Source organism: Candidatus Nitrospira nitrosa, assembly GCF_001458735.1.
Lineage (GTDB): Bacteria > Nitrospirota > Nitrospiria > Nitrospirales > Nitrospiraceae > Nitrospira_D > Nitrospira_D nitrosa.
Genome location: NZ_CZQA01000009.1, coordinates 324,282 through 348,124, shown reverse-complemented (window position 1 = coordinate 348,124; position 23,843 = coordinate 324,282). Strand labels below are relative to the sequence as shown.

Here is a 23,843-nt window from a genome sequence, read left to right as displayed (position 1 = left end):
CATGGACGCCAACCGTCACCGGGTACGCTCCCTCTTACGTGCGAATTTCATCCATGAGCTCGTCGGGCAGTGTTCTTGTTATCATCTCGTCCTCATAAGTTTCCCTTCTCGGTAACTGACAATCTTGCATCACGTGCTTGTCATCGGAGTGTACTGCTACGGTGACTTCTTCTATAGATTCTGCAGATGTTTCGTGCTCAGGGGTAGTCAGTAGTCAATGAGTATGGACCGTGACGGTCACTTTGGAGAAGTCCTTTCCTTTCTGCGGCCCCCTACCTTTTCGGTATGGTGAATAATTCTGAACCCTCTCATAAGTGCCACTCGCGAGAGGTGTGCAGAGGGTCGCTCAGCGCACTCGACCTCATTGGTAGTCCATGAAGGAAAGGCTTACCCAAAAGCGCTATGAATAACCTTTTGACAATGGATGAGGCCGCGAAGTATTTAGGCATATCCAAATTGACTCTGTACGGATGGGTCTCCGCCAGAAAACTTGGGTATGTCAAAATCGGGCGGCTGGTAAAGTTCAAGCAGGCTCAGCTGGACGCCTGGATCGATCAACACACGATCACACCACGGAGAGACAGCCATGGGACTCACTAAGCGGCACGATAGTTACTATGTGGAATTTCCGGTGATCGAAAGTGCGGACGGAAAATCATTGGCTCTCGCGAGTGGTGTACCCGGTGCCCGTTGGAAACGCTGGAAGGTGGGGTGTCTCAATAAGACTGTTGCCAAGGAGATGGAAGCCACCATCAGGACACGACTCCTCCTCGGCCACGAGAAGACCGAACAAGCCAAGCCGATCCTCTTTAAAGAATGGGCGAAGGCGTACCTGGAGCTGGAAACCGTTAAGGGCCTCCGTTCGTTCGCGGGCCGATCCCATAGCATCAACACCCATCTCATACCCTTCTTCGGTCATCGGATCCTCTCTGAGATCCGACCGGAAGACATAGAAGCCTTCCGCAGCCAAAGAAAGAAGCCAAACGGAAAAAGGGCCAGCACTCAGACCATCAACCATGATCACATCGCCCTGAAGCATTGCTTGAACGTAGCGATCAAGCGAGGACTGCTCCAGGCTAACCCTGCTTCACGGGTAACCATACCCAACCCCCAGAACGAACGGGATCGGGTGCTCACGGAAGAAGAATGGGGCCGATTACATCAGGCCGCGAAGCCACACCTCCGCCCGGTGCTTTTGACGGCCTATCAACTCGGCCAACGGTTCGGGGAGATTGTGTCTCTCACCTGGGACCGTGTTGATCTCCGTCGGGGATTCATCACCCTTCGAAGTCAAGACACCAAGACCAAAACCGGACGGCGTGTTCCCATGACCGCAGACGTTCGATCAACCCTCCAACGCTTGGCCAAAATTCGCCGTCTGACGAACAACCACGTGTTCACCTACAAGGGCCGACCGCTTCAACGTATTAGCCGGTCCTTCAGGACCGCGTTGAGAGACGCCGGAATCACTGACTTTAGATTCCATGATCTCCGTCATTGTGCATCGACAAACCTACGACGCGCCGGTGTTGATACAGCAACCGCGATGAAGATCGTGGGGCACAAGTCTGAGAAGATGTGGAAGCGATACAACTCAATCGAAGAGAAAGACTTGACGGATGCTGCTGTGAAGGTGCAAAAGTACCTTGACGTTAACACCCTAATAACACCAAGCGACATGGCCGTTGAGGGTCATTCCTCCAAGTAGTTGAAATATTTGAGTGCGCCCGTAGCTCAGTCGGATAGAGCATCAGCCTTCTAAGCTGAGGGTCGTTGGTTCGATTCCAACCGGGCGCACCATTTCATATTCGCCGCCGTTCATATTTTTTAGCCATCTGAATGGCAAGGATAATTCCTCATTTTTGGCGGTTCGAAAACCCTCTGTCAGGTGGTAGGGCAACTTCTTGGCAAATACCATTCTGAGGACCATTCTTTTGTCCTCCAGGCTGTCAGAACTCCAGAGATAACAAGGGTTTGCCAGAAACATCGTTGCGGTTCGAAAACATTCCTCGAAGGGTTGCATCGGGCGACCACCTTGATTGATCTTTTCTCGTAGGAGATTTTTTCTTCTTCCAGCCGAGCAATTTCATTTTCGTATTTTGAATGGCGGCCGGGTTGTCAATTTCGACCAGCCGCTGGAGGAGCCTTTCCACCTTTCCCTCCAGTACAGGAATCTGCCCCTTCAACCACAATCTTGGCAAAGGGGACCCGCTGGCCGCGTCCCCGTTGCATTCCCCCGAGGCTATGTTGCTCCTGGGGCATTGAGCCCACCGTCGCACCGGTCAAACGTATCGTCGTTTTATTACTCGCAAGAGGAGCCTTCGCGCTCCTCCTGCACCTCCATCGACCAAGGGGCCCAGCGCCCCTCTGGAACCCCATCCGTGACCAACCCTCCACTGATTGGATGCGCAGGAGCCCAGCGTGACCGAATAGCCTAGAAATAAATTGACGCAAAAACCTAAATGTTGTAAGGCTTAATGGCCTAGAAGTTGTACGGCACAAAAACCGAGTATCAGGAATCTATCGATGGCCACGCCCGCCGACAAACTCGCCGCTTCGCTAGCCGTGCTGAAGAAGCTTCAGGATGAGGGCCGGGTTGCGCTTCGGGCCCGCGACATGACTCGCACGTACCGGGAGCGGTTGCTCAAAGCCGGGTTTATCCGGGAAGTGATGAAGGGCTGGTACATCCCGTGCCGACCGGACGAGCCACCAGGAGAAAGTACCTCCTGGTACGCCTCGTTCTGGGCGTTTTGCACCTCCTATTTGGAATCCCGGTTTGCAAAAAACTGGTGTGTCAGCCCCGAGCAATCTATCAGTCTGCACACGGGCAACTGGACGGTGCCGCGCCAGTTGCTGGTGCGTTCCCCGCGTGGGAACAACAAGCCGACCGAACTGCTTCACGACACGTCGGTGTTTGACGTTCGCCTTGAATTGCCGCCTGCCGCCGACCGGACCGTGAAAGACGGGGTGCGGCTCTATCAATTGCATGCCGCATTGCTGGGCTGCTCGCAAGCACACTTTGCCGCACACCCCACCGAGATGCGTGCGGCGCTGGCCATGGTAGAGGATGCGTCCGGCCTGCTCAGCCGCTTGCTGGAAGGCGGGCACAGTATTATCGCCGGGCGGCTGGCGGGGGCGTTTCGCAATATCGGACGTGACAGGATCGCCGATGAGATTCTGGGTGCGATGCAGGCCGCCGGATATACGGTGAGCGAGAGCGATCCGTTCGAGACCCCCTCACCCGTTGTATTCGGCACGCGGGAGAGTTCTCCCTACGTCAACCGGATGCGCATGGACTGGGCACGTATGCGTGATGACGTGCGCCGCCTGTTCCCGGACGCGCCGGGGCGTCCCGCGAATGTCGCTGCGTACTTGAAACGGGTAGAGGAAATCTATGTGAACGATGCCTACAATTCACTGTCCATCGAAGGCTACAAAGTCAGCGCGGCGCTTATCGAGAAAGTCCGCACCGGTCACTGGAACCCTGACAGTGACCAGGGAGACCAGGATCAGCGCAATGCGCTGGCCGCACGCGGCTACTGGCAGACGTTCCAGGCGGTCAAGCGGAGTATCGAACAGGTCCTGCGCGGCGAAAACGCCGGGCGCATCGCCGACCACGACCACGTCAAGTGGTACCGCGAATTGTTCGGCCCCAGCGTGAGGGCGGGCATTCTGCGCCCCGCCGATCTGGCCGGATACCGCAACGGGCCGGTCTATATCCGGCGCTCCATGCATACGCCGCCGAACGTCGAAGCCGTGCGCCAACTCATGCCCGCATTCTTTGAATTGTTGCAACAGGAGAACGAGCCTTCCGTTCGTGTGGTCCTCGGACATTTCATGTTCGTCTATATCCATCCCTACATGGATGGGAACGGGCGCATAGGCCGGTTCCTGATGAATCTCATGCTGGCCTCCGGCGGCTATCCCTGGACCGTCATTCCGCTGGAGCGCCGCGCCGACTACCTAACTGCGCTCGAACGCGCCAGCGTCGAGGGCGACATCAAGCCATTCACAAAATTTCTGGCGGGGTTGGTGAGAACGGGTGCAACACAACAGGCACCATAAAAGCAGCAACCCCCAATTGGAGCCCTCGACCAACCGTTTGCCGATTGGATGCACGATGTCCGCTTCATCTGGGACATCGCCAACGAGTTGATCCCCCTACAGAGATACCAGACGAAAGATGGTCTTTCCCCAGTAGACATTCGAAGGGCTAGTCCCCTATAGTTTTACTCTCAGTTCCAATTACCAAGGAATCGGTCAGATATGCGTCGGTTGCTCCGTCCACGTGTGGTTATCGGCACGTTAGTTGGTCTCATTGCGTGTTATACCCTCGTTGGATTCGTGCTGCTTCCCTATCTCATTAAGTCATACGTCGTCCCCACCGTCTCGGAGCAAATCAAGCATCCTATTGTGCTTCGGGAGGCTGGTTTCAATCCTTTTGTGCTGTCACTTCGTCTCAGTGGGTTGGAAGTACAGGAGCCGAGCGGGACGCCGATGCTCGGATTCGAGGAATTGTTCGTGAATCTGAGTGCAGCCTCGCTGTTCTTACAAAAGGTGGCGTTCGATGAGATTCATCTCACGATGCCGTACGTGGCAGCCAGGGTCAATTCGGAGGGCAAGCTGAATCTGAGGTCGCTGGTTCCACCCGTGGATGAAAAGGCCCAACCATCTCCTCAACCGGCCGGTGAACCCAAGAAACTGATGCCGGTGCAGATTGATCTGTTGGATATCGGGAAAGGAATTATTGAGTACCGAGATGATTCGAAGCCGAGGCCGGTGGTGATCGATATCGTGCCGTTCGGGATCGTGCTACGAAACTTCAGCACGGTTCAGGTCGAGGGAAGTGAGAATGCCCATGCCTTTACGGCGGAGATCGGGAAAAATGGAAAGATTTCTTGGGGGGGGAATATATTTCTGGAGCCGGTGGAATCCGACGGCCAGCTGAATATATCAGGGATCAGGCTGAAGGTGTTATATCAAGCCGTGCAGGAGCAGTTTCAGTTCGATGTGAATGAGGGTGTCCTCGGCCTCTCAGCCTCTTATCATTTCGATCTTCGCGGCCAGGCTCCTCAGGCCACGGTGAAGAATGGAAAGGTTTCGATTGACGATTTAGCTCTCGTGGAGCGGGGTGGCATTGATCCCGTTGTAACCGTGCCGGTGTTTCATGTGGAGGGGATTCAACTGGATCTCCAGCAACAGACCGTCGAGGTCGCCAAGGTCCATTCAGCCGATGCCCGGTTTGATGCCTGGATGGCACCAAACGGTGTGCTTAATTATCAAACACTATTTTCGCCTGTGGGTGGAGAGGGAAAGACGGAGCCACCGTCGCCTGTGAAGGCCACGTCGGAGAAGCCAGCCAAACCTTGGGCGATCACGGTCGACGAAATCGGTCTGAAGAACTACAGTGCGTCGTATGAGGATCGGACGCTCCCCAAGCCTGCCCATGTGGATGTCGACAGGATGAATCTGACCGTGAAGGATGTGCAGATTCCATTCAAGAAGCCGCTACCGGTCGATCTGTCCCTGAAACTGAATGAGACGGGTGCGATTGGGGTGAAGGGAACGGTGACGGTCGAACCGTTGAAAGCTGACGCAAATCTTAAGTTGGAGCACATCGAGATCCATCCTTTTCAACCCTATCTCGATCAGTTCCTCAATGCAGAAGTGCGGGACGGTGCGGTTGATCTTGATGGAGCGGTGCATTTTTCCAAGGCACATGACAACGGGCCCATGCTGCAGTTTCAGGGGAACCTAGGGGTAAGTCAGCTGGCGATCGGGGAGCGAAACATTCTCACTGATGCCGTGACGTGGAAAGCGCTGAACTTGAATCGGGTTGCACTGGACGTCGAGCCAACGGCCGTGAAAATCGAAGAAATCGTCTGGCAAGAACCAAATGCACAGATTGTCATCGGTAGCGATGGGAAACTGAATCTCTCGCGGTTCGCCGCCTCATCTCCGCCGACTGAGCAGGCGCCGCCTCAGAAAGAGCCCGGAGGGGAAAAGTCGCAAGGCAAACCGGCGGAGCCCGTGCCTGTCAGGATTGATCAGATCAAGCTGGTGAGGTTGGCCGCGACGTTTGAGGATCAGTCGATTGAGCCTAAGGTCAAGTTCGGTCTCACGGATTTTGGCGGGACCATCAAGGGATTATCCTCCAAGCAGATCAAGAAAGCCGACGTCAATCTGGCTGGGAAAGTGGGACGAACCGCGCCGTTTAAGATCATCGGAAAGATCAACCCGTTGAGCGAGGATGCCTTCACGGACTTGGTCATCACGCTGGCCGGTATGGATCTGAGACCGGGCGGTCCATACAGCGGCAAGTACGTGGGATACGGATTATCTAAAGGGAAGTTGTCGCTCGACCTGAAGTACAAGGTGTCTGAAAAGATATTAGAAGCCGAAAACCTGGTTCATGTCGATCAACTCACGTTTGGGGAGAAGACCAATAGTCCGGATGCCACCTCGCTGCCTGTCCCGCTGGTCGTGGGACTGCTGAAGGATCGCAAGGGCCAGATTGAGATCGACATGCCGATTCGGGGTAACCTCAACGACCCGGATTTCAAGTACGGCAAGGTCGTGATTTCAACATTGCTCAATCTCCTGACCAAAGTGGTTGCGTCGCCGTTTTCCTTAATGGGCAAGTTGGTGCCTGGGGGAGGGGAGAACGAGGACGGTCTGCAGTTCATTGAGTTCCACCCAGGCAGCACCTCGTTGACTGACGACGATATGAAGAAGCTTGAGGCTTTGGAGACGGCGCTCGAGGAGCGAGCCGGACTCCGATTGGATGTCAAAGGAACGTTCGATACGACAGTGGACCGGGCGGCCCTTCAGGCGATGAAACTCCAGGATCAACTCTTTGAAATGAGCGGGAAGCCCAGAAGGATGACAGGTTCTGAGGGCGACACGCTTTCCCCCAAAGATGAGCAACGACTGCTGGAAAAACTGTATGCAAAGCTTCCTCCGCCTGATCCGGCCACCACCTCGACGGTGTCTGCCCAACCAACCACCGAGGAGATGAAACAACGAGTGGCCGCAGCTATCGTGATTTCTGATGCTGAGTTAGAGGCATTAGCTCGACAACGCGCGGAGGTCGTTCGGAATGTGTTGCTGGAAAGTGGACGGTTGACTGAGGAACGAGTCGTCCTACTGGATCCGGGAGCGGCAGAGTCCGGGCATGAGAAGGTGCGCACGCAATTGGCACTCGCCGCCGGCTCCTAAAACCATGTTTCAGATTGAACACGCGTGGTCGATATTCGGGTATCCGCAACTACTTCGATCTGAGTCGCATGCGGGTTCCATGGAGGAGAGAAAGCTCAATCTCTGGAGCGCTGAGTTCTGCTGGAAAGAGGACGCCTGAAATCTTGCACGCGTTGATGCTGGCGCCGTCCAAATTGGCCTTACTTAAGTCCACGCCGCGCAGGTCGGATTGTCGGAAATAGCAATCGCTGAAGTCCAGCCCATCGGCATCCAGTCCACGAAGATCAAGCCCTCGTAGGTCGCATCCTCGGAGATCGCATTTGTCTCCCGCAGCCTTCTTAACATTGAATTCCTTGATGCACCCTTCCCGGAGCAGCAAGTACATCGGGTCTTTGGAAATCCGGAGCTTGGTGCGCGAGGAATCCGAGTCCATGTTCCTCCTTCATCAAGGGTGCACAGGAGTCCTATCGGTTGGGATTCAAGAAACTTGAGTGTGGGGCCCGATCTGATGCCGCAAGCAAGGGAGTCGTGGCAGGAAGGGGTGTTGCTTCCTTCTCGCAGCCCCTTGAACTCGTCTATTACGACACAGTATGGTAACAAGCTACGGTCGAGTGAGGTTCTATTTCATGACGATACGATTTTAAGGAGGTGTCATATGGCGATTCGATTGGGCGATGACGCGCCGAATTTTACGGCGGAGACGACAGAGGGGACGATTAATTTCCATGAATGGTTGGGGAACGGCTGGGGCATTCTGTTTTCTCATCCTAAGGACTACACCCCAGTCTGTACGACGGAGTTAGGTACGGTCGCCAAGATCTCTCCGGAATTCAAAAAACGAGGAGTCAAGGTGATCGCCGTGAGTGTGGATCCAATGGATTCTCATAAGGGGTGGATCAATGATATTAACGAGACGCAAAAGACGACGATGAACTATCCTATCATCGCTGACCCGGATAAGAAGGTCGCGACGCTCTATGACATGATTCACCCGAATGCGATCGATAACATGACGGTGCGGTCGGTCTTCATCATTGGCCCGGATAAGAAGGTGAAGCTGACATTGACCTACCCGGCCTCCTGTGGCCGGAACTTCGATGAGCTAATGCGCGTCATCGATTCATTGCAACTCACGTCCAAATATAAAGTCGCCACTCCAGCAAACTGGAGGGATGGCGAGGATTGCATCATTACTCCCGCAGTGGGTGATGCAGAAGCGCAACAGTTGTTTCCTAAAGGCTTCACGACGGTCAAGCCATACCTCCGCTATACTCCCCAACCGAACCGTTAGCCGGTTGCTGATCTCCGCATAGAAATCCAGGTAGATGGATGAGGACATCCATCTACCTGGATTTTATTTATCAATAAGTTACCTCCTAGAATTTCTCCCTGATGAAGACGAAAATCATACTCGTATCAGGTTGCCATTTGCCTCGAGCTGTAGATTCTCTTATGTACCCCGTGCCGGGGTACAAGGATTGCTTTTACAGGAGGCCGAATTCTAGAACGCAACAGCCATTGGGTGAAACGAGCTGAAACCTCTTACGTATTGTGGAGCATGGTGAGATGTGCGGAGAATACCAGATTCGGTATCGTACCTGCTCATTTTCGTTATGTGTTTGGACAAGCAAAAATACTGATGTATAGTCGACACAGCTGAGCTACATACGAAAAGTTTCTTGCTTTATTTCGAGGACTTAGGCATAGTCGGCGCCAATTTCCTAGGGACAAGAGGTTCTACTCAAGAGTATCAGGTGGGCAGCAGTGGTTTCTTATTACTCACAAGGGAGGGCATCAGTATGAAGGGACATAATGTGAGGCGGTGGAAACAATTTGTAGTTGCTGGAGCCATGGCGGCACTGGTGGCTGGAATGGGATCCACATTGCCCAGTGCCTTTGCTGGTGGCATGATCAAGGCTGATGAGGACAAGTGGATCTCGATCGGGATGGGTATCAGGACTAGTTTCAATTCCATCGAAGGGGCATCGCCGGCCGGGCATTATACGAACGATTTTACGATCAACAACGCTCGTATTTACGTTAATGGGCAAATCCACAAGTACATCAAGTTTGAGTTCAATACCGACTGCTTCAACTGCCAGGTTGGCGGAGGGGCCGGGGCCTTTGGCAATGCAGCTCTGACCAGTACGTCTCAGAATTTTTCAGGCAACTCCTCGATCGGGCTGCTTGATGCCATCGGGAAGTTTGAGTTCAATGAGATGGTCAACCTCTGGGTCGGGCGGATGTTGCTGCCGAGTGAACGTGGTGAATTGAACGGCCCGTTCTACCATGCAACGTTCGACGGATTTAGAACGCCGTTTTTCCCAGCCGACGCAAGCGCCAATTTCAACGGGGTGAGTGCGCTGGGTGGTGGAGCCGGTCTCTATGGTCGTGATAATGCGGCGACCTTCTGGGGCAAAGTTCATCCAGGTGGTACGCATCTCTTGTATGTGGTCAGTGTCTCGCAGGGATTGCGCGGGGGGCCTAATACCGGCAGCAGTCTGATGTACACGGGACGGTTGCAGTGGAATTTCCTGAACGATGAGCCAAATCCTGGCTATTACACATCCGGTACCTATTATGGCACGGCTGGAGATGTAGCGGCGATTGGTGCCAGCGTGCAGCACCAAAAAGATGGGGCTGGAAACACCGCTACCGGGAATGTGTCTGATTTCACTGGTGCTTCTATCGATGTATTGCTTGAAAAGGTGCTTCCGAATAACATGGGCGTGTTCACGTTCAACGGAGAATTTAAGCGCCACTGGGCCAACTATGGAACGGGTGCGTTTGCTAACGTTGGTGGATTTAATAGCTGCTTCTGTACATTTAATGGCCACTCCTGGACGGTGTACGGCTTGTACTTAATCCCCCAGGAAGTGGGGATTGGACGATTCCAGCCCTATGTCCGATTCACCAGCATCGATCCTCGGTACAGTGCCATGCGGCAGGAGTGGGAAACCGGTGTGAACTATATTATCTCCGGTCATAATGCGAGGATTTCAGCGTTTTACCGGTATGGCGATATCAATACAAAGGGCTTCGCCGGTGGGTACGCGCCGAGCACGACTGGAGATAAGGTGGATTCGTTCCACGTCGCATTGCAGCTGCAGTACTAGTCACTGTAGCGTAACTTAGAACCGTTAGTGTGAGGGAAGGGCTGGAATCCAAATGATGGGTTCCAGCCCTTGCTTTTTCTCCCTCATGATCGAGCCTGCCGTGTATTTCTTGCAAAGCTGCTAGACGAACACCAATCCGGTAGCTCTGATCTGTTTCCAGGTCAGAGAAGTGACAAATCGGTTGTAGCTTGATGCTGTTCCAGGAAACCCCTTACCTATGTCGTGGATGTGTGGATAAGTCTGAGCTGGCTGTTGTGGGGTCGCATTCGAGATTAATTGTGTCAGCCATTGGGCTTGGGAAGTCGGGAGCATGAGGATCTGATCATGCTGAGGCCCTCGGAGGATGAGTCGTGAACGCTTCCCGACGGGCTCACTGGTCACGGTCCCTCCCAACCAAACCAGCCGCCTTTCTCTTGCGGTTCCCTCATCGATACGTTGTTTCTTGAGCAGGCCTGTGAGCCATCTGGAAGAGACCGTAGGACGCGGAACCTTTTCATCGAACCAAAAACGGACATCGAGATCGAGTCCACGCCGTTCGAGGTAGTTGAGGAGCGAGCGTCGAAGTCCTTCCCCGATCCAGTTCGGGGTATTTCCAGTACGATCATTGTGCTCAAGATCGTTTTCTGCAAAACCCTGGAACTTGGGTCCAAGAATCCGGAGACCATGTGCGGCGGGATCCAGACCGACCGGGCTGTGCGCGGTCACCGTGAAGCGGTGCCAAAAGGCCGATTGAATCAGGTCGGCTGCGATGAGTTGCCGGATACGCTCAAGAGAGTCGATGGTTTCCTGCATGGTTTCTGATGGACAGCCATACATCAGATAGGCGTGGATCAGGATATCGGCTTTTCTAAATCCTGCGGCAACCAGTGCAGTCTGATCGACGGTAATCCCTTTCTTCATTTCGTCCAGCAGGCGGTCCGAAGCGGCTTCGAGTCCGGCCGTCACGGCGATACAACCGGATGCGGCCAGGAGTCGGCAGAGGTCGGGCGAGAAGGCTGGTTCAAACCGGATATTGCCCCACCAGCGGATTGTGATTCGTCGTTCCAAGAGTCCCAACGCTAATGATTTCAATGCCGCGGGTGGGGCTGCCTCATCCACGAAGTGAAAGCCGCGGCACCCTGTTTCGGCCATGAGCTGCTCGATCTGCCGAATGAGCCGTTCAGTCGGCGTCATTTCGTAGCGACTGATGTAGTTCAACCCCACGTCGCAAAATGTGCATTGTTTCCAATAACACCCATGTGCCACGGTGAGTTTGTTCCAATGACCCTCCGACCACAGGCGATGCATGGGGTTCGTACTATCGAGAATGGTCAGATAGCGATCTAGTGGCAATCCCCGGTAGGTCGGACACCCGATGTCATCCATGGAGAAATCAGTGAGAGAGGGATCATCTGCATACATGACACGATTGTGTTCGCGATACAGCGTTCGGCACAACGCTCCGCGCTGACGCAGTCCTGAGAGATGTTCAATCAAAGACAAGATCGGCCGTTCTCCATTGTCCAGCGTGATGAAGTCCACATAGTCGAACACTCGGGGATCAGTCACTCGACGAAGCTCAGTGTTCACGTAGCCACCACCAATGATGATAGGAAGGTCCGGACACTGCCTTTTGATCGATTGCGCGATGAGGAATGCGCCATACAGATTGCCTGGAAAAGGGATAGATAGGCCGAGGAGCGTCGGCTGAGTCCGTTGGAAGTGATTCCAGAAGAGATCCAGTACCCACTCATCTATCAGGCTCTGCGGCTCCGCCAGCGACGCGGCGATTTGATCGAACGATGAGGCGCTGCGCCCAATATGCTCGGCATACCGACTCAAACCGAAGTGCGGAGTGATGGTGGCTTGCACGAGATCGGCGAGATCTTCAAGAAAGAACGTGGCCCACTGTTTAGCTCGGTCGGTGACTGACACCGACCGAGGGAATGTTCGCCGACCACGAAACCGTGGCCCTTGAGGTAGAACCCCAGGCTGCATCAAGCGACCGGCGAGGTCGGAACTCTGGCCTTGCAAAAACCTAATAACCGGTTCGATCAGTTCCACGTACCGATGCTCGGCCTGCATCATGCGGAGGGCTTCTTTTGGTAAGGCGTTCCTGTTGTGATGCAGTTGTTTGAACACGGATCGTAGCCCGTCAGCACTGAAAAGACGGAGCACCATTTCAATACCAAGGTCAGCCTGTTCTGCCTGGATCCCCTGGGACTGCAGAAATCCGGTCAGGTAGGTGATGGATGGATAGGGGGTATTCAGCTGAGTTAAGGGAGGGATGACCAACAGCACACGTTGGGGTGTCATGAGCCCGACATAGCACAGTAACGAAGAAAAATGCTACGTCAGAAGGAAGATGGCCATGAGAGGAAGAGGTCTGAGATGCCTGAGCACTACGCCATACGGCTGCATCACTCGCTAGAAAAGAGTGCTGTGCGCTACTTCTTGATGTCCAGGATGCTGCCGAGTAAGGAATTGCCAGTTTTGAGAGTCTGAAGATTGGCTTCAAAGCTACGTTGGGCCAGCATCTGTTGGACGGTCTCTTCACCGATGTCCACATTCGACAGTTCAACCTGGAATTGAGTGCCGCCTGTATCTCGTAGAACCGTTGGACCTGATGCTGTGTCTTTCCCAACAACGGGAAGGACGCCTCCGGTCTGGACTTCGACGAACTCTGTTCTTGATTTCTTGAATCCATCGGTATTGAGGTTGGCGACATTGTGCGCCACGACTTCGATCTGTTTCCCGAAGGCAGCCAAGCCCGAGAGTGCGGTGTGTATGGCGGATATCATAGACACCTCCCTTGGAGATTCTAGTAGGCCCCGTCGTGTGCCTTATCGGAAGGTAGAAGGAGAACTTTACTAAAACGAGAAAGCGGCCCAGCAATCGATATCAATCAGCAGAAACGAACACCATGACCTAGAGACGACAGCGATTGAAACTTTAGACGATCTCTGGTTCTGCCGATAGAGTGGAGGTTCTGAGGTCTCTCACTCATACCGTATGACGTCGTCCATGAATAGTGCTCACCCGGACTTCGGAAATAGACCACTCAGCCTCCTGACAGGTGATGATGCCGGCTTCTTGTTGGAAGCAGTCCCTGAGGCCATCTTCTTCTTGGACCATGACAATTGCATCGTGCTGCTGAATGCAGTCGCACAGCAATTGGTTGGTCAAACCCGCACGGCGACTGGGATAAGGTTTCACGACCTAATGGGTTGTGTGACGGTAGGGGAGAGCACCACGTTAGAATGCCCGTTCAATCGAATGAGAAGTGCCGGCGAACTCGTCGTGATTCCTTCTCATATCTGGACTCGAGAGGATGGGACTCAATTTGAGTTGTCACTCTCATTCTGGCCTCGATTACAGCAGGGGGTATGTGTTGGGGCCGTCGTGATCGTTCGGGACTTGACCGATGCGATGGAAGTTCAGCGGGATGTGCAACGTGCGGCACGATTGGCCGAGGATGCGCCCAATCCTATTGTGGAGTTTGATGCAACGGATGCCGTGCTCTATGCCAATACGGGTATGTTGAACTTGATGGAACGGTGTGGGCTACTTGAGGCTGGGATTGAAGTGATGTTCCCTGCAGATCTTTCGGCGATGCTTCGTGAGTGTCTCACGACGGATGTCTCATTATCTCAAGTTGAACATGTTGTGGGGAATCGGGTCATTGCCTGGTCGTTTTTTCCCCTCAGAGATCTTGAACTGATCCGTGCGTATGGGCTCGATATTACCTCGGATGTTGCGTTGCGTCGTGCAAAGGAAGCCGCAGAGGAGTCAGCACGGGCGAAGGGGATTTTTCTTGCAACGATGAGTCATGAGTTGCGGACTCCCATGAATGGGGTGTTGGGCTGCACGCAACTGCTTCAAGACACCTCCCTAACCGACCAACAACGGGAGCTTATCGAGACGATGCATCGCTCCGCAGAAGCGTTACTGACCTTAGTCAACGACATTCTGGACTTTTCAAAAATTGAGGCCGGGAAGATGACCTTGGAGGTGGCTAACGTCAACCTGCGAGGACTCATTCACGATGTCACCACCTTAACGGAGGGGTTGGCCGCTCATAAAGGTCTGACTCTCTCAGTGGAGATTGCGTCCGGTGTGCCAGAAGAGTTTCGGGGTGATCCAATCAGGTTGAGGCAGATTCTGTTCAATCTTGTCGGGAATGCGATCAAGTTTACACAACAGGGAGGCGTCACGATCGCCGTCGCTGTGAAGTCCACGTTGTCGGAGAACACAGACACGGTGGTGTTGCACTGGAGTGTTCGTGATACAGGTATCGGGTTAACTTCGGAACAACAGGATCAGCTGTTTAAAGCCTATGCCCAGGCCGAGGCGTCCACTGCAAGGCGATTCGGCGGGACCGGACTTGGTCTGCTGATTTGTCGCCAGCTTGTCGAATTGATGGGAGGAACCATCTTGGTCTCCAGTCAGTTCGGCGAGGGCAGTACCTTCAGCTACACCACCAATCTACTTCCAGCGATTCTTCGAGAGGCCAGGGCCCTTTCCGTAGGAACAGAGCAATCTGTTTTCAGGGAGCGGAAGCTTCCGAAGAGAGTGTTGGTCGCGGATGACAACGAAATCAATCAAGTCGTAGCCTGCAAGTTCTTGCAAAAGTTGGGCTGTCAGGTTGAAGTGGCGCGCACAGGACGGGAAGCGGTAGAGGCGATTACCCGAACGACGTACGATATTGTGTTGATGGATTGTGAGATGCCTGAAATGGATGGGTATGAAGCGACACGCGAAATTCGTCGTCGTGAGGAAGGGGCACTCAATCATCTTCCGATCATGGCGCTCACCGGTCATGCGTCTGACGAAGATGCGCAAAAGTGTCGCCAGGCTGGTATGGACAAGGTGGTGACGAAGCCGTTGACATTACCCGCCCTAAGGGCAGGTCTTCAGGAGCTGTTACGACACTCCTCCCCATAAACCGCTCCAACTGTCTGGTTCGGCGACAAGCAAAATGAGGTAGATTCTAGCTCGCCAGTTCGGTAGAGTGGCGTCTATGGAGCCTCAATCTACAGCTGAGCGTGTCATCCTCTATGGCGACTTTAATTGTCCGTTCTGTTATGCCCTGCATGAAAGGCTGCATGATGTGGGTGTGATCGACCGTTGTGAGTGGCGCGGAGTCCAGCACGCACCGCAGTTGCCACGTCCCATGAAGCCATGGAGCGGCTCATTAGGTGCGGAGTTGCGACATGAAGTGACGATGGTGCAGCGGTTGGCACCGGGGTTGCCGATCGCGTTGCCACCAGGGAAACCGAATACGCTTCCGGCGATTGAACAAGCAATTGCGCTTCTACAAAAGGAAGCAAAGGTGGGGATGGATTTTGTTCGGCGGACATACCGCGCGTTCTGGTGCGACGGGCAAGACATTTCTGATCCGAAGGTCTTGAAGGAGTTGGCAGAGGGACATGTTGTTGATGACGGTGACGGACACAATCATGTTCTTGCTCAGAAATGGGAAACGGCGTGGCACGCGACTGGTCAAAATGGGGTTCCCCTTCTGGTCTCCCCAGAGGGCGATTTGCTCGTCGGCTGTGTGCCGATCGAACACGTGAGGCAGTTCTTTCAAGTCTAGGGATACACTGACCTCGGTATGGTCAGTGTCGGCTATTCCTTCTATCTCTCCCTGGTTTGTGTGATCCGTTCAAGTTGCTCTCCGCGTTTGCTCTCGGGATCAGCCACGCGCTGATGAGGATCCAAGACGATCAACGAACGTTAACTCTGCAATTGCAGATTTATCGAGATCACCTTTCCCTAGTGCCATCAACCGCTGGTATTGCGCAAGGGTCGCCTGGGCGACAGGAAGCGAGAGCCCTGCCTGTTCGGCCAAATCGAGTGCGATGGCAGAATCTTTTGCTGCATGGGCTGCTGAAAAATAGCAGTCGTGCGCACGTTGCTGCATGTCGTCTCCGTCTGTCTCCAGCACGCGAGAGGCGGCACCTGTTTGGCTGAATACGTCACGCAACAGCGCCAGATCGATTCCCAGCGCTGCTCCGAGTCCTAACCCCTCGGCCAAGGCAGCGGTATTACTGTTCATCACCATATTCACCAGGGCTTTGACCTTCGCGGCTTCGCCGGGTTGACCGATGTAGCGCACGGTCGTTCCAAGGACGTCGAGTATGATCTTTGCGCGGATATAGGCTTCGGCGCTGCCACCGCACATGAGGTATAGGGTGCCTTGCCTGGCCTGGGTGATGCTCCCCGCCATGCAGGCTTCAAGGCATAGTCCTCCTTGGTCGGCAACCAAGCCAGCGATGTCTTGATGGGTTTTGGGAGAGAGGGTGGCGCAATTGATAAAGAGTCGGCCTTGAGCACTGCCTAGAAGACTAGTCTTGTCGGTTGCAGAGAAGATAGAACGCATCGCTGTGTCATCGGACACCACGGTGATGATAATGGACGAGTGGTCGGCAACGTCGGCTGGTGTTAGTGCCTGATGGACATCGAGTTCAGTAGCCAAGTCGACAGCGGCTGTGGGGTCAAGATCGTAGACCGATGTCAGATGGAGTCCTCGTTCATGGAGGCAACGGGCCATGTTGGCGCCCATCCGACCGATTCCGACGAAGCCAATACTCTCGGCTGGTTCAGTCATATGAGGTGATCCTGGTTCGACGAATAGTCCGAATTTTTAGAGCTGACGGGTTTCTGTGGATTCTGATTGTTGCAGTTTGTTCCATTTGAGATTGGTTTTCCCATCCGTCGTGGTAAACCCATGATCGTTGAAGGCGATCACGCTCACACGGGGTTGTTTTTTTTGTGCTGGGTGCAGTTGAGGAAGACCATCCTTCGATCGAACTGTTCCTTTGAGACTGTCCACGATCAATAAGTCTGTTGCAGCCGATGGTTGGATAGCCCACACAAAGGTGGCGGGACCGCCGGCATAGGTCCCGGAACCTTCCCATTGCCCGATTAAGTCAGGGTCAACGGTCTTTAGTTGGAAAACAGGCACACTGGTTGCCTCTCGGCGTAGGTTCCAGAGCTCAGCTGGAACACGTGAAGGGGGCTGATCAGTCACGACCCGTTTCCAATTGGCCTGAACACTTCCAGTTGTGGCGAATGAATTCGGCGTAGTGATTCGATACGTCCCCTTCCATCCGAGCCCCTTGAATGTGTTCGCTCGTTCCAGGGACCACAAGCCGGATTCGGCATTCAAGATGCCATCAAATTCCATCATCGAAGAAAGGGACCATTCCAAGTTCGGTTTGATGACCAGCAGAAGGTCATGCTGGGTCGTGCCACGTGAGATGCGTGTATGCCAGGTCCCGATGAGACTCGTCGGATCAATAGGCGTGGATTTCTTCGGCCCGTCCTGAAGAGTCTCGTGAGCCGGGCGTGTTTGCGTGAGTGTCACGGGTGCTGTGCGAGAGCCAGCGTCCCGTGATGAACTCAGATCAGCTACGGAGCTGGTGAGCGTGGAGGGGATGGTTGCGGTCAAGGTGGCGCCGTACCGCTCGGCAACAGTCCGACTCAGCCGTGTGACGGCGTCAGCGAGATGCTTCTGTTTGGTCGAGGCGACGATCACGGTGATCAGCTCATCCTCGTGCAGAAACGTCAGGCGGGATAGAGAGGCAGAATTGATTCTGACTGCTCCCTCGCCAAGGCCAGGAATGAGCTGACTGTCGCGCCGAAGGCGCTCTTTATTAAACCAGGCCTTACGGTCCTGACCGGCGCTGTCATGAAGTTGAACCGTGACGGTATTGCCTTCATTCCGATGGGCCTTGAAGAGGCAAGTCTTTGGTTCTGACGGTGCCCCTTCCTCTACCGGCTCCCCGAGTGCCTGTTGCGCCTCTGCAACGGTGACTAATGAGCAGGGATCGGTTTTCGAGCCAAATAGACTCCCAACCTTTCCACATGAAAGTAGAACGAGGGGAACGAGAAGCCACGTGTAGGATCGTCTGGGGCGGAGCATTACACTATGAACTCGATCATCGTTGGTGGGGAATTGTACCTTGAACCGGATCCCAAGCGCCAGGGGGTGGACAGCGGTACGGGACGCCTCTCCCTGTGCGACCTACGTAGCGCCTCTTCATGTGAACGGAACGGGTGAAAGCCGTTGGCACTCAGTCGGCCAAGAATTTTAGTGCCGCTCCGTTGATGCAGTACCGGAGGCCCGTGGGTTTCGGACCATCCTTAAACACATGCCCTTGGTGGCCTTCGCAACGGGCACAGTGGATCTCTGTCCGAGGGATAAAGAGTGCGAAATCCGTCCGCGTTTCTATGACCCGAGGATCGATCGGCTGCCAAAAGCTCGGCCAGCCGGTCCCGCTATCAAACTTATGCACAGACGAAAACAGTGGGAGGTCGCACCCTGCGCAGTAGTAGGTGCCGGCCTGGTGATTCTCATGCAGTGGATTGACGAACGCTCGTTCCGTATCTTCGTGCCGTAAGACACGATAGGCTGTAGTGGAAAGCTGCTGTTTCCATTCCTCGTCCGTCTTTGTGATTTTGACAATGGGATCGATGTGAAGAGTCGGTGGCATAGGGTATCTCCTTCCTGGGCTGGAATTACTGCTTCTCAGTCGAACAGGGAACTGAAGTCTTACAGCGTTTTCACAAAGGCACGCCCGTCCCTGTGACGGGATCATAAAATGGTACGGATCGGGAATCCAGAATGCAAGAGGCGGCGATCAACCAGGAAACGGTTGTCTCCTCAAGGAGGTATCAACGCCTCACAGGAGATGAGTATCGGTTACTCATCGGGAGAGGTTTTGCGAAGCAACTGCCAGACTTTCCAGTTGGATGGATGTGGCTCGGTTCGTTCCGGCTGCGAGAGGTTGATCTGTACATCATAGAGGCCTGTACTCAGATTCTCCACTTGGGTCACGGGATACCACCATTCATAGCGTTGTTCCCATCGATCCCGACAGACCAACCTCACGTAACATCGACTCACGGGTTTCATGCGGATCGGGGCATCCGGTCCCAGCACGATAGGGATCGAATGGATTTGATGCCGGGACCCTGGCGGGTGCATCGTTCTGACAGAAAAATTGCCTTCCCACCCACTGAGCTGGAGAAGACAATCGTAGGCTATTCCAGGTCCGACGTTCTCCAACTCAGGGGTGAGTGTCACGATCCGTCCCGCGTTGAGGACCGAGAGGTTGGTGATGCTGAGAGTAGGTTGCTCAGCGCGGAAGTCGTCCCAGAGCCGAGTCACAAATTCACGCCAGTAGAAGATCCCTACTCCAGCTCCGATAATGAAGATCAGAAGGCCGATCAGTAACAGCCAGTCCATAGGTCAGTAGGTGTTCGGTTCAGTTGGCCCTGAGGTTGAAAAATAGGGAGAACCTACGTGGCGGCGAGGCGAGTGTCAACTCGCAGATATAGGCTTCGACTTGATCAGGTCTGAAACAGGAAAGCCAAGCTGCTGAGCTTTCGTGACTAACTGCTGATAGGTTGTTTCGTCGAGTTTCTGAGTTCGAGATAAGATCCAGAGGTAGCGACGGTCCGGTGTCCCGACAAGGGCGGTGCTGTAATCCGGGTCAAGGTCGAAGATCCAATAGTTCCCTTCTCGAGAGGGGCTTACAAGTCGTGCAAAAAAGTTATCGAACGTAACGGCCAATCGCGCATTGGTGGTGCGGTCTATGACCGTCGCCACACCCTCAGCCTGTTCGACTTGACCACTCTGTGTCACGCATTCGTTATGTACGCCAATCTTGCCGTCCGGACGAGTGGTATAGATCGCCTTTGAATCAACGCAGTGTCGTTGGAACCACATGGGGAGTCGAGCGATCTCGTACCATGTCCCGGCGTACCGGGTCAGATCCACTGAGGCGACGGTGGAAAGAGGCTGCTTCGACTCGAGCGCAACGCAACCTGTGACGATCAACGACCAACAGCTCAGGATGAGAAATGAGATAGTCTTCACGGCAGACTCCCGGTATAACGTTTATCTAGTAGGGTTCTATGGCGCTTCAATACAGTACCCTTGCGCCTGGTTTGAACGTGAGGTAGTACCAAACCCATTCCGACATGACCCGCACTCGATTTCTAAATCCGATCAGAAAGAAAATATGGACGACGCACCAGAACACCCAGGCCAGAACCCCTGATGCGCGGATTGGACCGAATTGTGCGACCGCCTTGGCCCGGCCGATGGTCGCGAGCATGCCACGATCTGCATAGGCAAAGGCGGGTCGTTGTTCTGGAGTCAGCTTTTGATTGATCAGATCGGCAACGTAGCGTCCCTGCTGTATGGCGACAGGCGCTACTCCGGGCAACGGGCTCCCATTCCGTCCGAGACAATGGGCTGCATCGCCAATGACGAAGATCCATGGGTCATCAGGGATGGTCAGATCCGGGTGAACTATGACCCGACCAGCGGAATCTTGCGGCGCCGACAGTGTGTCCAACAACGGTGATGCTCGATTACCTGCCGCCCAAGCAATCTGCGTCGATGGAATCCATCCGGCGCCAATCTGGACACCATCGGGGGTGACTGCGGTGACCAGGCTGTTCAGTTTCACCGTCACTCCCATGTGAGTAAGTGCGTCGGCAGCTTTGACGGACAGTGTACGGTCAAATCCAGGGAGAATGCGTGGACCGGCGTCCACGAGAATGATCGAAAGATCTTCCCTGCGGAGATGAGGATCGTCCGGTCCCATCGCCTTCCGTCCGATCTCCGCCAGCGCACCAGCGAGTTTAACCCCAAGGGGGCCTCCTCGGCGTGGCGGATTGAGCGCGCAGCTGTCAGGCCTCCGAATCCTCCGCCGACAATGACGACCCGCTTCTGATCCATCACGCTCTGCTCCGTGTGGAGTTAGCCTGTCGGTTCGCTGTCGAGCTTATGCGCTTTGCGCCCACCAGAAACCAGATGGTAGTCCGGGATCTGTCCTTCTACCATCAATTGTGCCATGTCGGCGGCACGGGCTACGAGTTCTTGTGCCGCTTCACGTAGTTCACGGCTGTTCTGTACTTCGTGGATATTTCGTTCCATATCTTCCGCACTCCAACCGCGTGAGTGGGCAATGAAGGGAAACTGTGGAAACTGGCAGCCGATCTCAGCCCAAAAGGTCATGAGCTGGCCTGCCACGCCCTGCACGTTGTCCTGCCCACCCATGATAATAAAGGCCGCCACCTTGTTCTTCAGCAGGTGTTTGTTCGCGATGGTCTCCTGATTCTGGATGCAGTTCATCCGTTCGACCATCTTGAAGTAGAGGCTGCTGGCGTTTCCCCACCGAATTGGAGTCGAGACGAGAATGACGTCGGCCCAATGGACGATCGCTTCATACACCCGATCAAGTTGATCCGTAGGATCCATCTGAGTGATGGAACAGGGCCAAGTGCAGGCCTGGGCGGCTTTTGAATAGAACCCTTCGCAGGCTCGAAAGTTCAGCTCGCGCAACTTGATCAATTGTGTCTCCAGGCCAAGCTGCGTCTTTGCATGGTTGAGCGAAACTTCCAACAGGTCATCAGATGTACTGTACCGAGGATGTTCGACCGTCATGGCGGTCGTTGCAATTCCCACAACTCGAATTGGCCCTGGCTGGCGAACGATACGGCGGGCGAGTGGGTGGGGGGCGTGCGGCTGTTTCTTGCGCTTGGTCACGGACGAGAGGTCGACGTACAGCCGACCCTGCTCGATCTTGGTTATATAGGTCGGGACTTGATCTGCTTCATACCCAGGCTCTCCTTGACCGGTTTCGCGGTGAAATTTCCAGTAGTGCCAGGGACAGACCACATAGTCGCCATCGAGTCGGCCTTTCCCTAGCGGACCACCCACGTGATTACAGACACCCGAGATTGCTGAGAACGTCCCATTTTTACAGGAAAGAGCAATGCGAGTTTTCCCACATTGTACCTCTTGAAGCTCTCGCCGACTGAGTTCATCGACCGATCCGATATCCGTCCATTGGTTTTCGGGCATGGAACACTCCTTGGCCTCATGATCGTTTAAAGAATCCGGATGATGAGATGTGGGTGTGGAACAGGCTACGATTCAGTTAGTGAAGAGTCAATGGTATAGATCGTAGGTCAGGCCGCGCGCTTGCTGGGAGTCCGATCCTCTGCGGCGCGTCTCGCAGCATGATGTTTTATGGATGGAGGGCGACGGTGGGCGGGTTGTTCGCAGAGTAGCCGTGCCCCCGGTTGGAAGGTGAGGTAGTACCAAGCCCATTCGGTCATGACACGGACTCGGTTTCTGAGACCGATGAGGAAGAACACGTGGACGATACACCAGAGTGCCCAGGCCAGGAAGCCTGAAGCACGTATCGGGCCGAATTGTGCTACGGCTTGGCCTCGACCGATCGTGGCCAACATGCCGCGGTCTCGATACAGAAATGGTGCACGCCGCGCGGGAGAGATCTCCTGATCGATCAACTCGGCAACATACCGCCCTTCATTCATGGCAACAGGAGCGATTCCCGGTAGGGGTGTCCCGTCACGATCCAGACAGTGCGCCGCATCACCAATGACGAAGATCCACGGGTCGCCAGGGATCGTCAGGTCTGGTTGAACGTTGACCCGACCATAGAGATCCAGATCGACGCCGAGGGTCTTCAGCAGAGGTGAAGCCGTATTGCCGGCCGCCCAGATCACATTGGATGACGCGATCCATTCATCACCGAGCATGACTCCCTCGGCACGAACTTCAGTCACTGATTTGTTCAGTTTGACGGTAACCCCCATCTGTTCCAATACGCTCAGCGCTTTGGCGGAGACTGTGGGAGTGAATCCAGGCAGGATACGTGAGCCGGCTTCGACGAGAATGATCGAGAGATCCTCCAGGCGTAGGTGAGGATAATCCGGCCCCATGGCTTTTCTGCCGATTTCGAGCAGTGAGCCGGCGAGCTCAACGCCTGTGGACCCACCTCCCACGATCACGAAGCTGAGGCGATTTTGCGTGCCGGTGTCGGCCCGCTGCCGTTCGCCTTCTTCAAACGCGAGCAGAATCCGCTCTCGTAAGTGAACGGCATCCGCCATCGTCTTGAGCCCTGGGGCATTCGTCTCCCACTCCTCGTGTCCGAAATAGGCATGGCGTGATCCTGGAGCGACGATGAGAGCATCAAACCCGATGGGCGCACTGTGACGCAGGTGAACCACGCGCGCAGTCCGATCGATCGATAGGACCTCATCCATGAAGATCCGTACGTTCGGCTGTGAGCGGAACAAGGTCCGCAGCGGCCAGGCAATATCGCTCGGTGATAACGCTGCTGTGGCCACCTGGTACAGCAGCGGCTGGAAGACATGGTGATTCGTGCGGTCGATCAAGATGACATCGGCATCACGCAAGCAGCGCGCGGCTGTCATGCCGCCAAACCCCCCTCCGATAATGACGACACGTTTTCGCGTCATGGAGCGAGAGAAACGGGCAGATTCTTCCACCGGTTCGTATCCTTTGATGAATCAGGGGACTTGCTTGGGTTGTCTGACGAAACAGCGGGGAAATCGAAGTCCCACGACTGGCATAGGCGTCTTCTCTCTCTTCATCGGCAGGACTCGTACTTTCTTGAGCGCGATCGATGATACGGCTCCCTGTCTTGGCTTCAGGGGTGATCCTGCTACACTTACTTCGATGGATTGAAGCCGCCCGTT

20 protein-coding genes and 1 tRNA gene are annotated in these 23,843 nt (G+C 54.6%); 9 read left to right on the top strand and 12 right to left on the bottom strand.

What is annotated here, in order from left to right; translation table 11 throughout:
* Nucleotides 1-402: 402 nt before the first annotated feature.
* The 3 genes from COMA1_RS22035 (at nucleotide 403) to COMA1_RS13810 (ending at nucleotide 1,800) form a co-directional block, all read left to right on the top strand.
* Nucleotides 403-600: a helix-turn-helix domain-containing protein gene (locus tag COMA1_RS22035; RefSeq protein WP_062486848.1), complete on the top strand. Its 198-nt coding sequence runs from the start codon at nucleotides 403-405 to the stop codon at nucleotides 598-600.
* On the top strand, nucleotides 587-1,708 hold the full coding sequence (locus COMA1_RS13815) for a tyrosine-type recombinase/integrase (RefSeq protein WP_090749491.1): 1,122 nt from the start codon (nucleotides 587-589) through the stop codon (nucleotides 1,706-1,708). Before COMA1_RS22035 ends, COMA1_RS13815 begins: the two co-directional genes overlap by 14 nt.
* A 15-nt stretch (nucleotides 1,709-1,723) precedes the next feature.
* Nucleotides 1,724-1,800 (top strand) — tRNA-Arg (locus COMA1_RS13810).
* Nucleotides 1,801-1,949: 149 nt separating this feature from the next.
* Here COMA1_RS13810 and COMA1_RS13805 read toward each other — a convergent pair.
* Nucleotides 1,950-2,186: a hypothetical protein gene (locus tag COMA1_RS13805; RefSeq protein WP_141654348.1), complete on the bottom strand. Its 237-nt coding sequence runs from the start codon at nucleotides 2,184-2,186 to the stop codon at nucleotides 1,950-1,952.
* A gap of 340 nt (nucleotides 2,187-2,526) precedes the next feature.
* Here COMA1_RS13805 and COMA1_RS13800 point away from each other — a divergent pair, with 340 nt between their 5' ends.
* The gene (locus tag COMA1_RS13800; RefSeq protein ID WP_090749487.1) at nucleotides 2,527-4,065 is read left to right on the top strand and encodes a Fic family protein; all 1,539 of its coding nucleotides are present in this window, start codon (nucleotides 2,527-2,529) and stop codon (nucleotides 4,063-4,065) included.
* A 201-nt stretch (nucleotides 4,066-4,266) separates the two neighbouring features.
* Nucleotides 4,267-7,218 (top strand): DUF748 domain-containing protein, encoded by a 2,952-nt coding sequence (locus COMA1_RS13795; RefSeq protein ID WP_090749485.1) that lies wholly within the window; start codon nucleotides 4,267-4,269, stop codon nucleotides 7,216-7,218.
* 49 nt (nucleotides 7,219-7,267) lie between these two features.
* On the opposite strand, the gene COMA1_RS13790 is transcribed toward COMA1_RS13795, so the two are convergent.
* On the bottom strand, nucleotides 7,268-7,630 hold the full coding sequence (locus COMA1_RS13790) for a pentapeptide repeat-containing protein (RefSeq protein ID WP_218055390.1): 363 nt from the start codon (nucleotides 7,628-7,630) through the stop codon (nucleotides 7,268-7,270).
* A 222-nt stretch (nucleotides 7,631-7,852) separates the two neighbouring features.
* Here COMA1_RS13790 and COMA1_RS13785 point away from each other — a divergent pair, with 222 nt between their 5' ends.
* The gene (locus tag COMA1_RS13785) at nucleotides 7,853-8,488 is read left to right on the top strand and encodes a peroxiredoxin (RefSeq protein ID WP_090749483.1); all 636 of its coding nucleotides are present in this window, start codon (nucleotides 7,853-7,855) and stop codon (nucleotides 8,486-8,488) included.
* Nucleotides 8,489-8,996: 508 nt separating this feature from the next.
* Entirely contained in the window at nucleotides 8,997-10,313 is a 1,317-nt protein-coding gene (locus COMA1_RS13780; protein WP_090749481.1) for a hypothetical protein, read from the top strand.
* 120 nt (nucleotides 10,314-10,433) lie between these two features.
* On the opposite strand, the gene COMA1_RS13775 is transcribed toward COMA1_RS13780, so the two are convergent.
* Nucleotides 10,434-12,608, bottom strand: coding sequence for a B12-binding domain-containing radical SAM protein (locus COMA1_RS13775; RefSeq protein ID WP_090749479.1), 2,175 nt, complete (start codon nucleotides 12,606-12,608; stop codon nucleotides 10,434-10,436).
* A gap of 131 nt (nucleotides 12,609-12,739) precedes the next feature.
* Nucleotides 12,740-13,093 (bottom strand): flagellar basal body rod protein FlgC, encoded by a 354-nt coding sequence (locus COMA1_RS13770; protein ID WP_090749791.1) that lies wholly within the window; start codon nucleotides 13,091-13,093, stop codon nucleotides 12,740-12,742.
* Nucleotides 13,094-13,316: 223 nt separating this feature from the next.
* Here COMA1_RS13770 and COMA1_RS13765 point away from each other — a divergent pair, with 223 nt between their 5' ends.
* Nucleotides 13,317-15,236 (top strand): PAS domain-containing hybrid sensor histidine kinase/response regulator, encoded by a 1,920-nt coding sequence (locus COMA1_RS13765; RefSeq protein ID WP_176698060.1) that lies wholly within the window; start codon nucleotides 13,317-13,319, stop codon nucleotides 15,234-15,236.
* 76 nt (nucleotides 15,237-15,312) lie between these two features.
* Nucleotides 15,313-15,888 (top strand): DsbA family oxidoreductase, encoded by a 576-nt coding sequence (locus COMA1_RS13760; protein ID WP_090749475.1) that lies wholly within the window; start codon nucleotides 15,313-15,315, stop codon nucleotides 15,886-15,888.
* A 99-nt stretch (nucleotides 15,889-15,987) separates the two neighbouring features.
* Here COMA1_RS13760 and COMA1_RS13755 read toward each other — a convergent pair whose 3' ends face one another.
* From COMA1_RS13755 to COMA1_RS13720, 8 genes are all read right to left on the bottom strand, one after another.
* A complete protein-coding gene (locus COMA1_RS13755) occupies nucleotides 15,988-16,902 on the bottom strand; it encodes an NAD(P)-dependent oxidoreductase (protein WP_090749473.1) in 915 nt (304 codons plus the stop codon).
* A gap of 36 nt (nucleotides 16,903-16,938) precedes the next feature.
* Nucleotides 16,939-18,219, bottom strand: coding sequence for a hypothetical protein (locus COMA1_RS13750; protein WP_090749471.1), 1,281 nt, complete (start codon nucleotides 18,217-18,219; stop codon nucleotides 16,939-16,941).
* 151 nt (nucleotides 18,220-18,370) lie between these two features.
* The gene (gene msrB, locus COMA1_RS13745; protein ID WP_090749469.1) at nucleotides 18,371-18,790 is read right to left on the bottom strand and encodes a peptide-methionine (R)-S-oxide reductase MsrB; all 420 of its coding nucleotides are present in this window, start codon (nucleotides 18,788-18,790) and stop codon (nucleotides 18,371-18,373) included.
* Between the two features lie 209 nt (nucleotides 18,791-18,999).
* Nucleotides 19,000-19,545, bottom strand: a complete 546-nt coding sequence (locus COMA1_RS13740) for a hypothetical protein (protein ID WP_090749467.1) — start codon at nucleotides 19,543-19,545, stop codon at nucleotides 19,000-19,002.
* Between the two features lie 75 nt (nucleotides 19,546-19,620).
* Nucleotides 19,621-20,178 (bottom strand): lipocalin family protein, encoded by a 558-nt coding sequence (locus tag COMA1_RS13735; protein WP_090749465.1) that lies wholly within the window; start codon nucleotides 20,176-20,178, stop codon nucleotides 19,621-19,623.
* Between the two features lie 46 nt (nucleotides 20,179-20,224).
* Nucleotides 20,225-21,013: an NAD(P)/FAD-dependent oxidoreductase gene (locus COMA1_RS13730; RefSeq protein ID WP_090749463.1), complete on the bottom strand. Its 789-nt coding sequence runs from the start codon at nucleotides 21,011-21,013 to the stop codon at nucleotides 20,225-20,227.
* A gap of 56 nt (nucleotides 21,014-21,069) precedes the next feature.
* The gene (locus COMA1_RS13725; RefSeq protein ID WP_090749461.1) at nucleotides 21,070-22,176 is read right to left on the bottom strand and encodes a Rieske 2Fe-2S domain-containing protein; all 1,107 of its coding nucleotides are present in this window, start codon (nucleotides 22,174-22,176) and stop codon (nucleotides 21,070-21,072) included.
* 107 nt (nucleotides 22,177-22,283) lie between these two features.
* Entirely contained in the window at nucleotides 22,284-23,633 is a 1,350-nt protein-coding gene (locus COMA1_RS13720; RefSeq protein ID WP_218055389.1) for an NAD(P)/FAD-dependent oxidoreductase, read from the bottom strand.
* Between the last annotated feature and the right edge of the window lie 210 nt (nucleotides 23,634-23,843).

What these genes read in the sequence shown, in the direction of transcription:
- COMA1_RS13770 (WP_090749791.1), bottom strand. Translation starts at nt 13,093, where the DNA reads ATGATATCCGCCATACACACCGCACTCTCGGGCTTGGCTGCCTTCGGG.
- COMA1_RS13725 (WP_090749461.1), bottom strand. Translation starts at nt 22,176, where the DNA reads ATGCCCGAAAACCAATGGACGGATATCGGATCGGTCGATGAACTCAGT.
- COMA1_RS13750 (WP_090749471.1), bottom strand. Translation starts at nt 18,219, where the DNA reads ATGCTCCGCCCCAGACGATCCTACACGTGGCTTCTCGTTCCCCTCGTT.
- COMA1_RS13740 (WP_090749467.1), bottom strand. Translation starts at nt 19,545, where the DNA reads ATGGACTGGCTGTTACTGATCGGCCTTCTGATCTTCATTATCGGAGCT.
- COMA1_RS13780 (WP_090749481.1), top strand. Translation starts at nt 8,997, where the DNA reads ATGAAGGGACATAATGTGAGGCGGTGGAAACAATTTGTAGTTGCTGGA.
- COMA1_RS13785 (WP_090749483.1), top strand. Translation starts at nt 7,853, where the DNA reads ATGGCGATTCGATTGGGCGATGACGCGCCGAATTTTACGGCGGAGACG.
- msrB (WP_090749469.1), bottom strand. Translation starts at nt 18,790, where the DNA reads ATGCCACCGACTCTTCACATCGATCCCATTGTCAAAATCACAAAGACG.
- COMA1_RS13815 (WP_090749491.1), top strand. Translation starts at nt 587, where the DNA reads ATGGGACTCACTAAGCGGCACGATAGTTACTATGTGGAATTTCCGGTG.
- COMA1_RS13795 (WP_090749485.1), top strand. Translation starts at nt 4,267, where the DNA reads ATGCGTCGGTTGCTCCGTCCACGTGTGGTTATCGGCACGTTAGTTGGT.
- COMA1_RS13775 (WP_090749479.1), bottom strand. Translation starts at nt 12,608, where the DNA reads ATGACACCCCAACGTGTGCTGTTGGTCATCCCTCCCTTAACTCAGCTG.
- COMA1_RS13790 (WP_218055390.1), bottom strand. Translation starts at nt 7,630, where the DNA reads ATGGACTCGGATTCCTCGCGCACCAAGCTCCGGATTTCCAAAGACCCG.
- COMA1_RS13760 (WP_090749475.1), top strand. Translation starts at nt 15,313, where the DNA reads ATGGAGCCTCAATCTACAGCTGAGCGTGTCATCCTCTATGGCGACTTT.
- COMA1_RS13800 (WP_090749487.1), top strand. Translation starts at nt 2,527, where the DNA reads ATGGCCACGCCCGCCGACAAACTCGCCGCTTCGCTAGCCGTGCTGAAG.
- COMA1_RS13755 (WP_090749473.1), bottom strand. Translation starts at nt 16,902, where the DNA reads ATGACTGAACCAGCCGAGAGTATTGGCTTCGTCGGAATCGGTCGGATG.
- COMA1_RS13765 (WP_176698060.1), top strand. Translation starts at nt 13,317, where the DNA reads ATGAATAGTGCTCACCCGGACTTCGGAAATAGACCACTCAGCCTCCTG.
- COMA1_RS22035 (WP_062486848.1), top strand. Translation starts at nt 403, where the DNA reads ATGAATAACCTTTTGACAATGGATGAGGCCGCGAAGTATTTAGGCATA.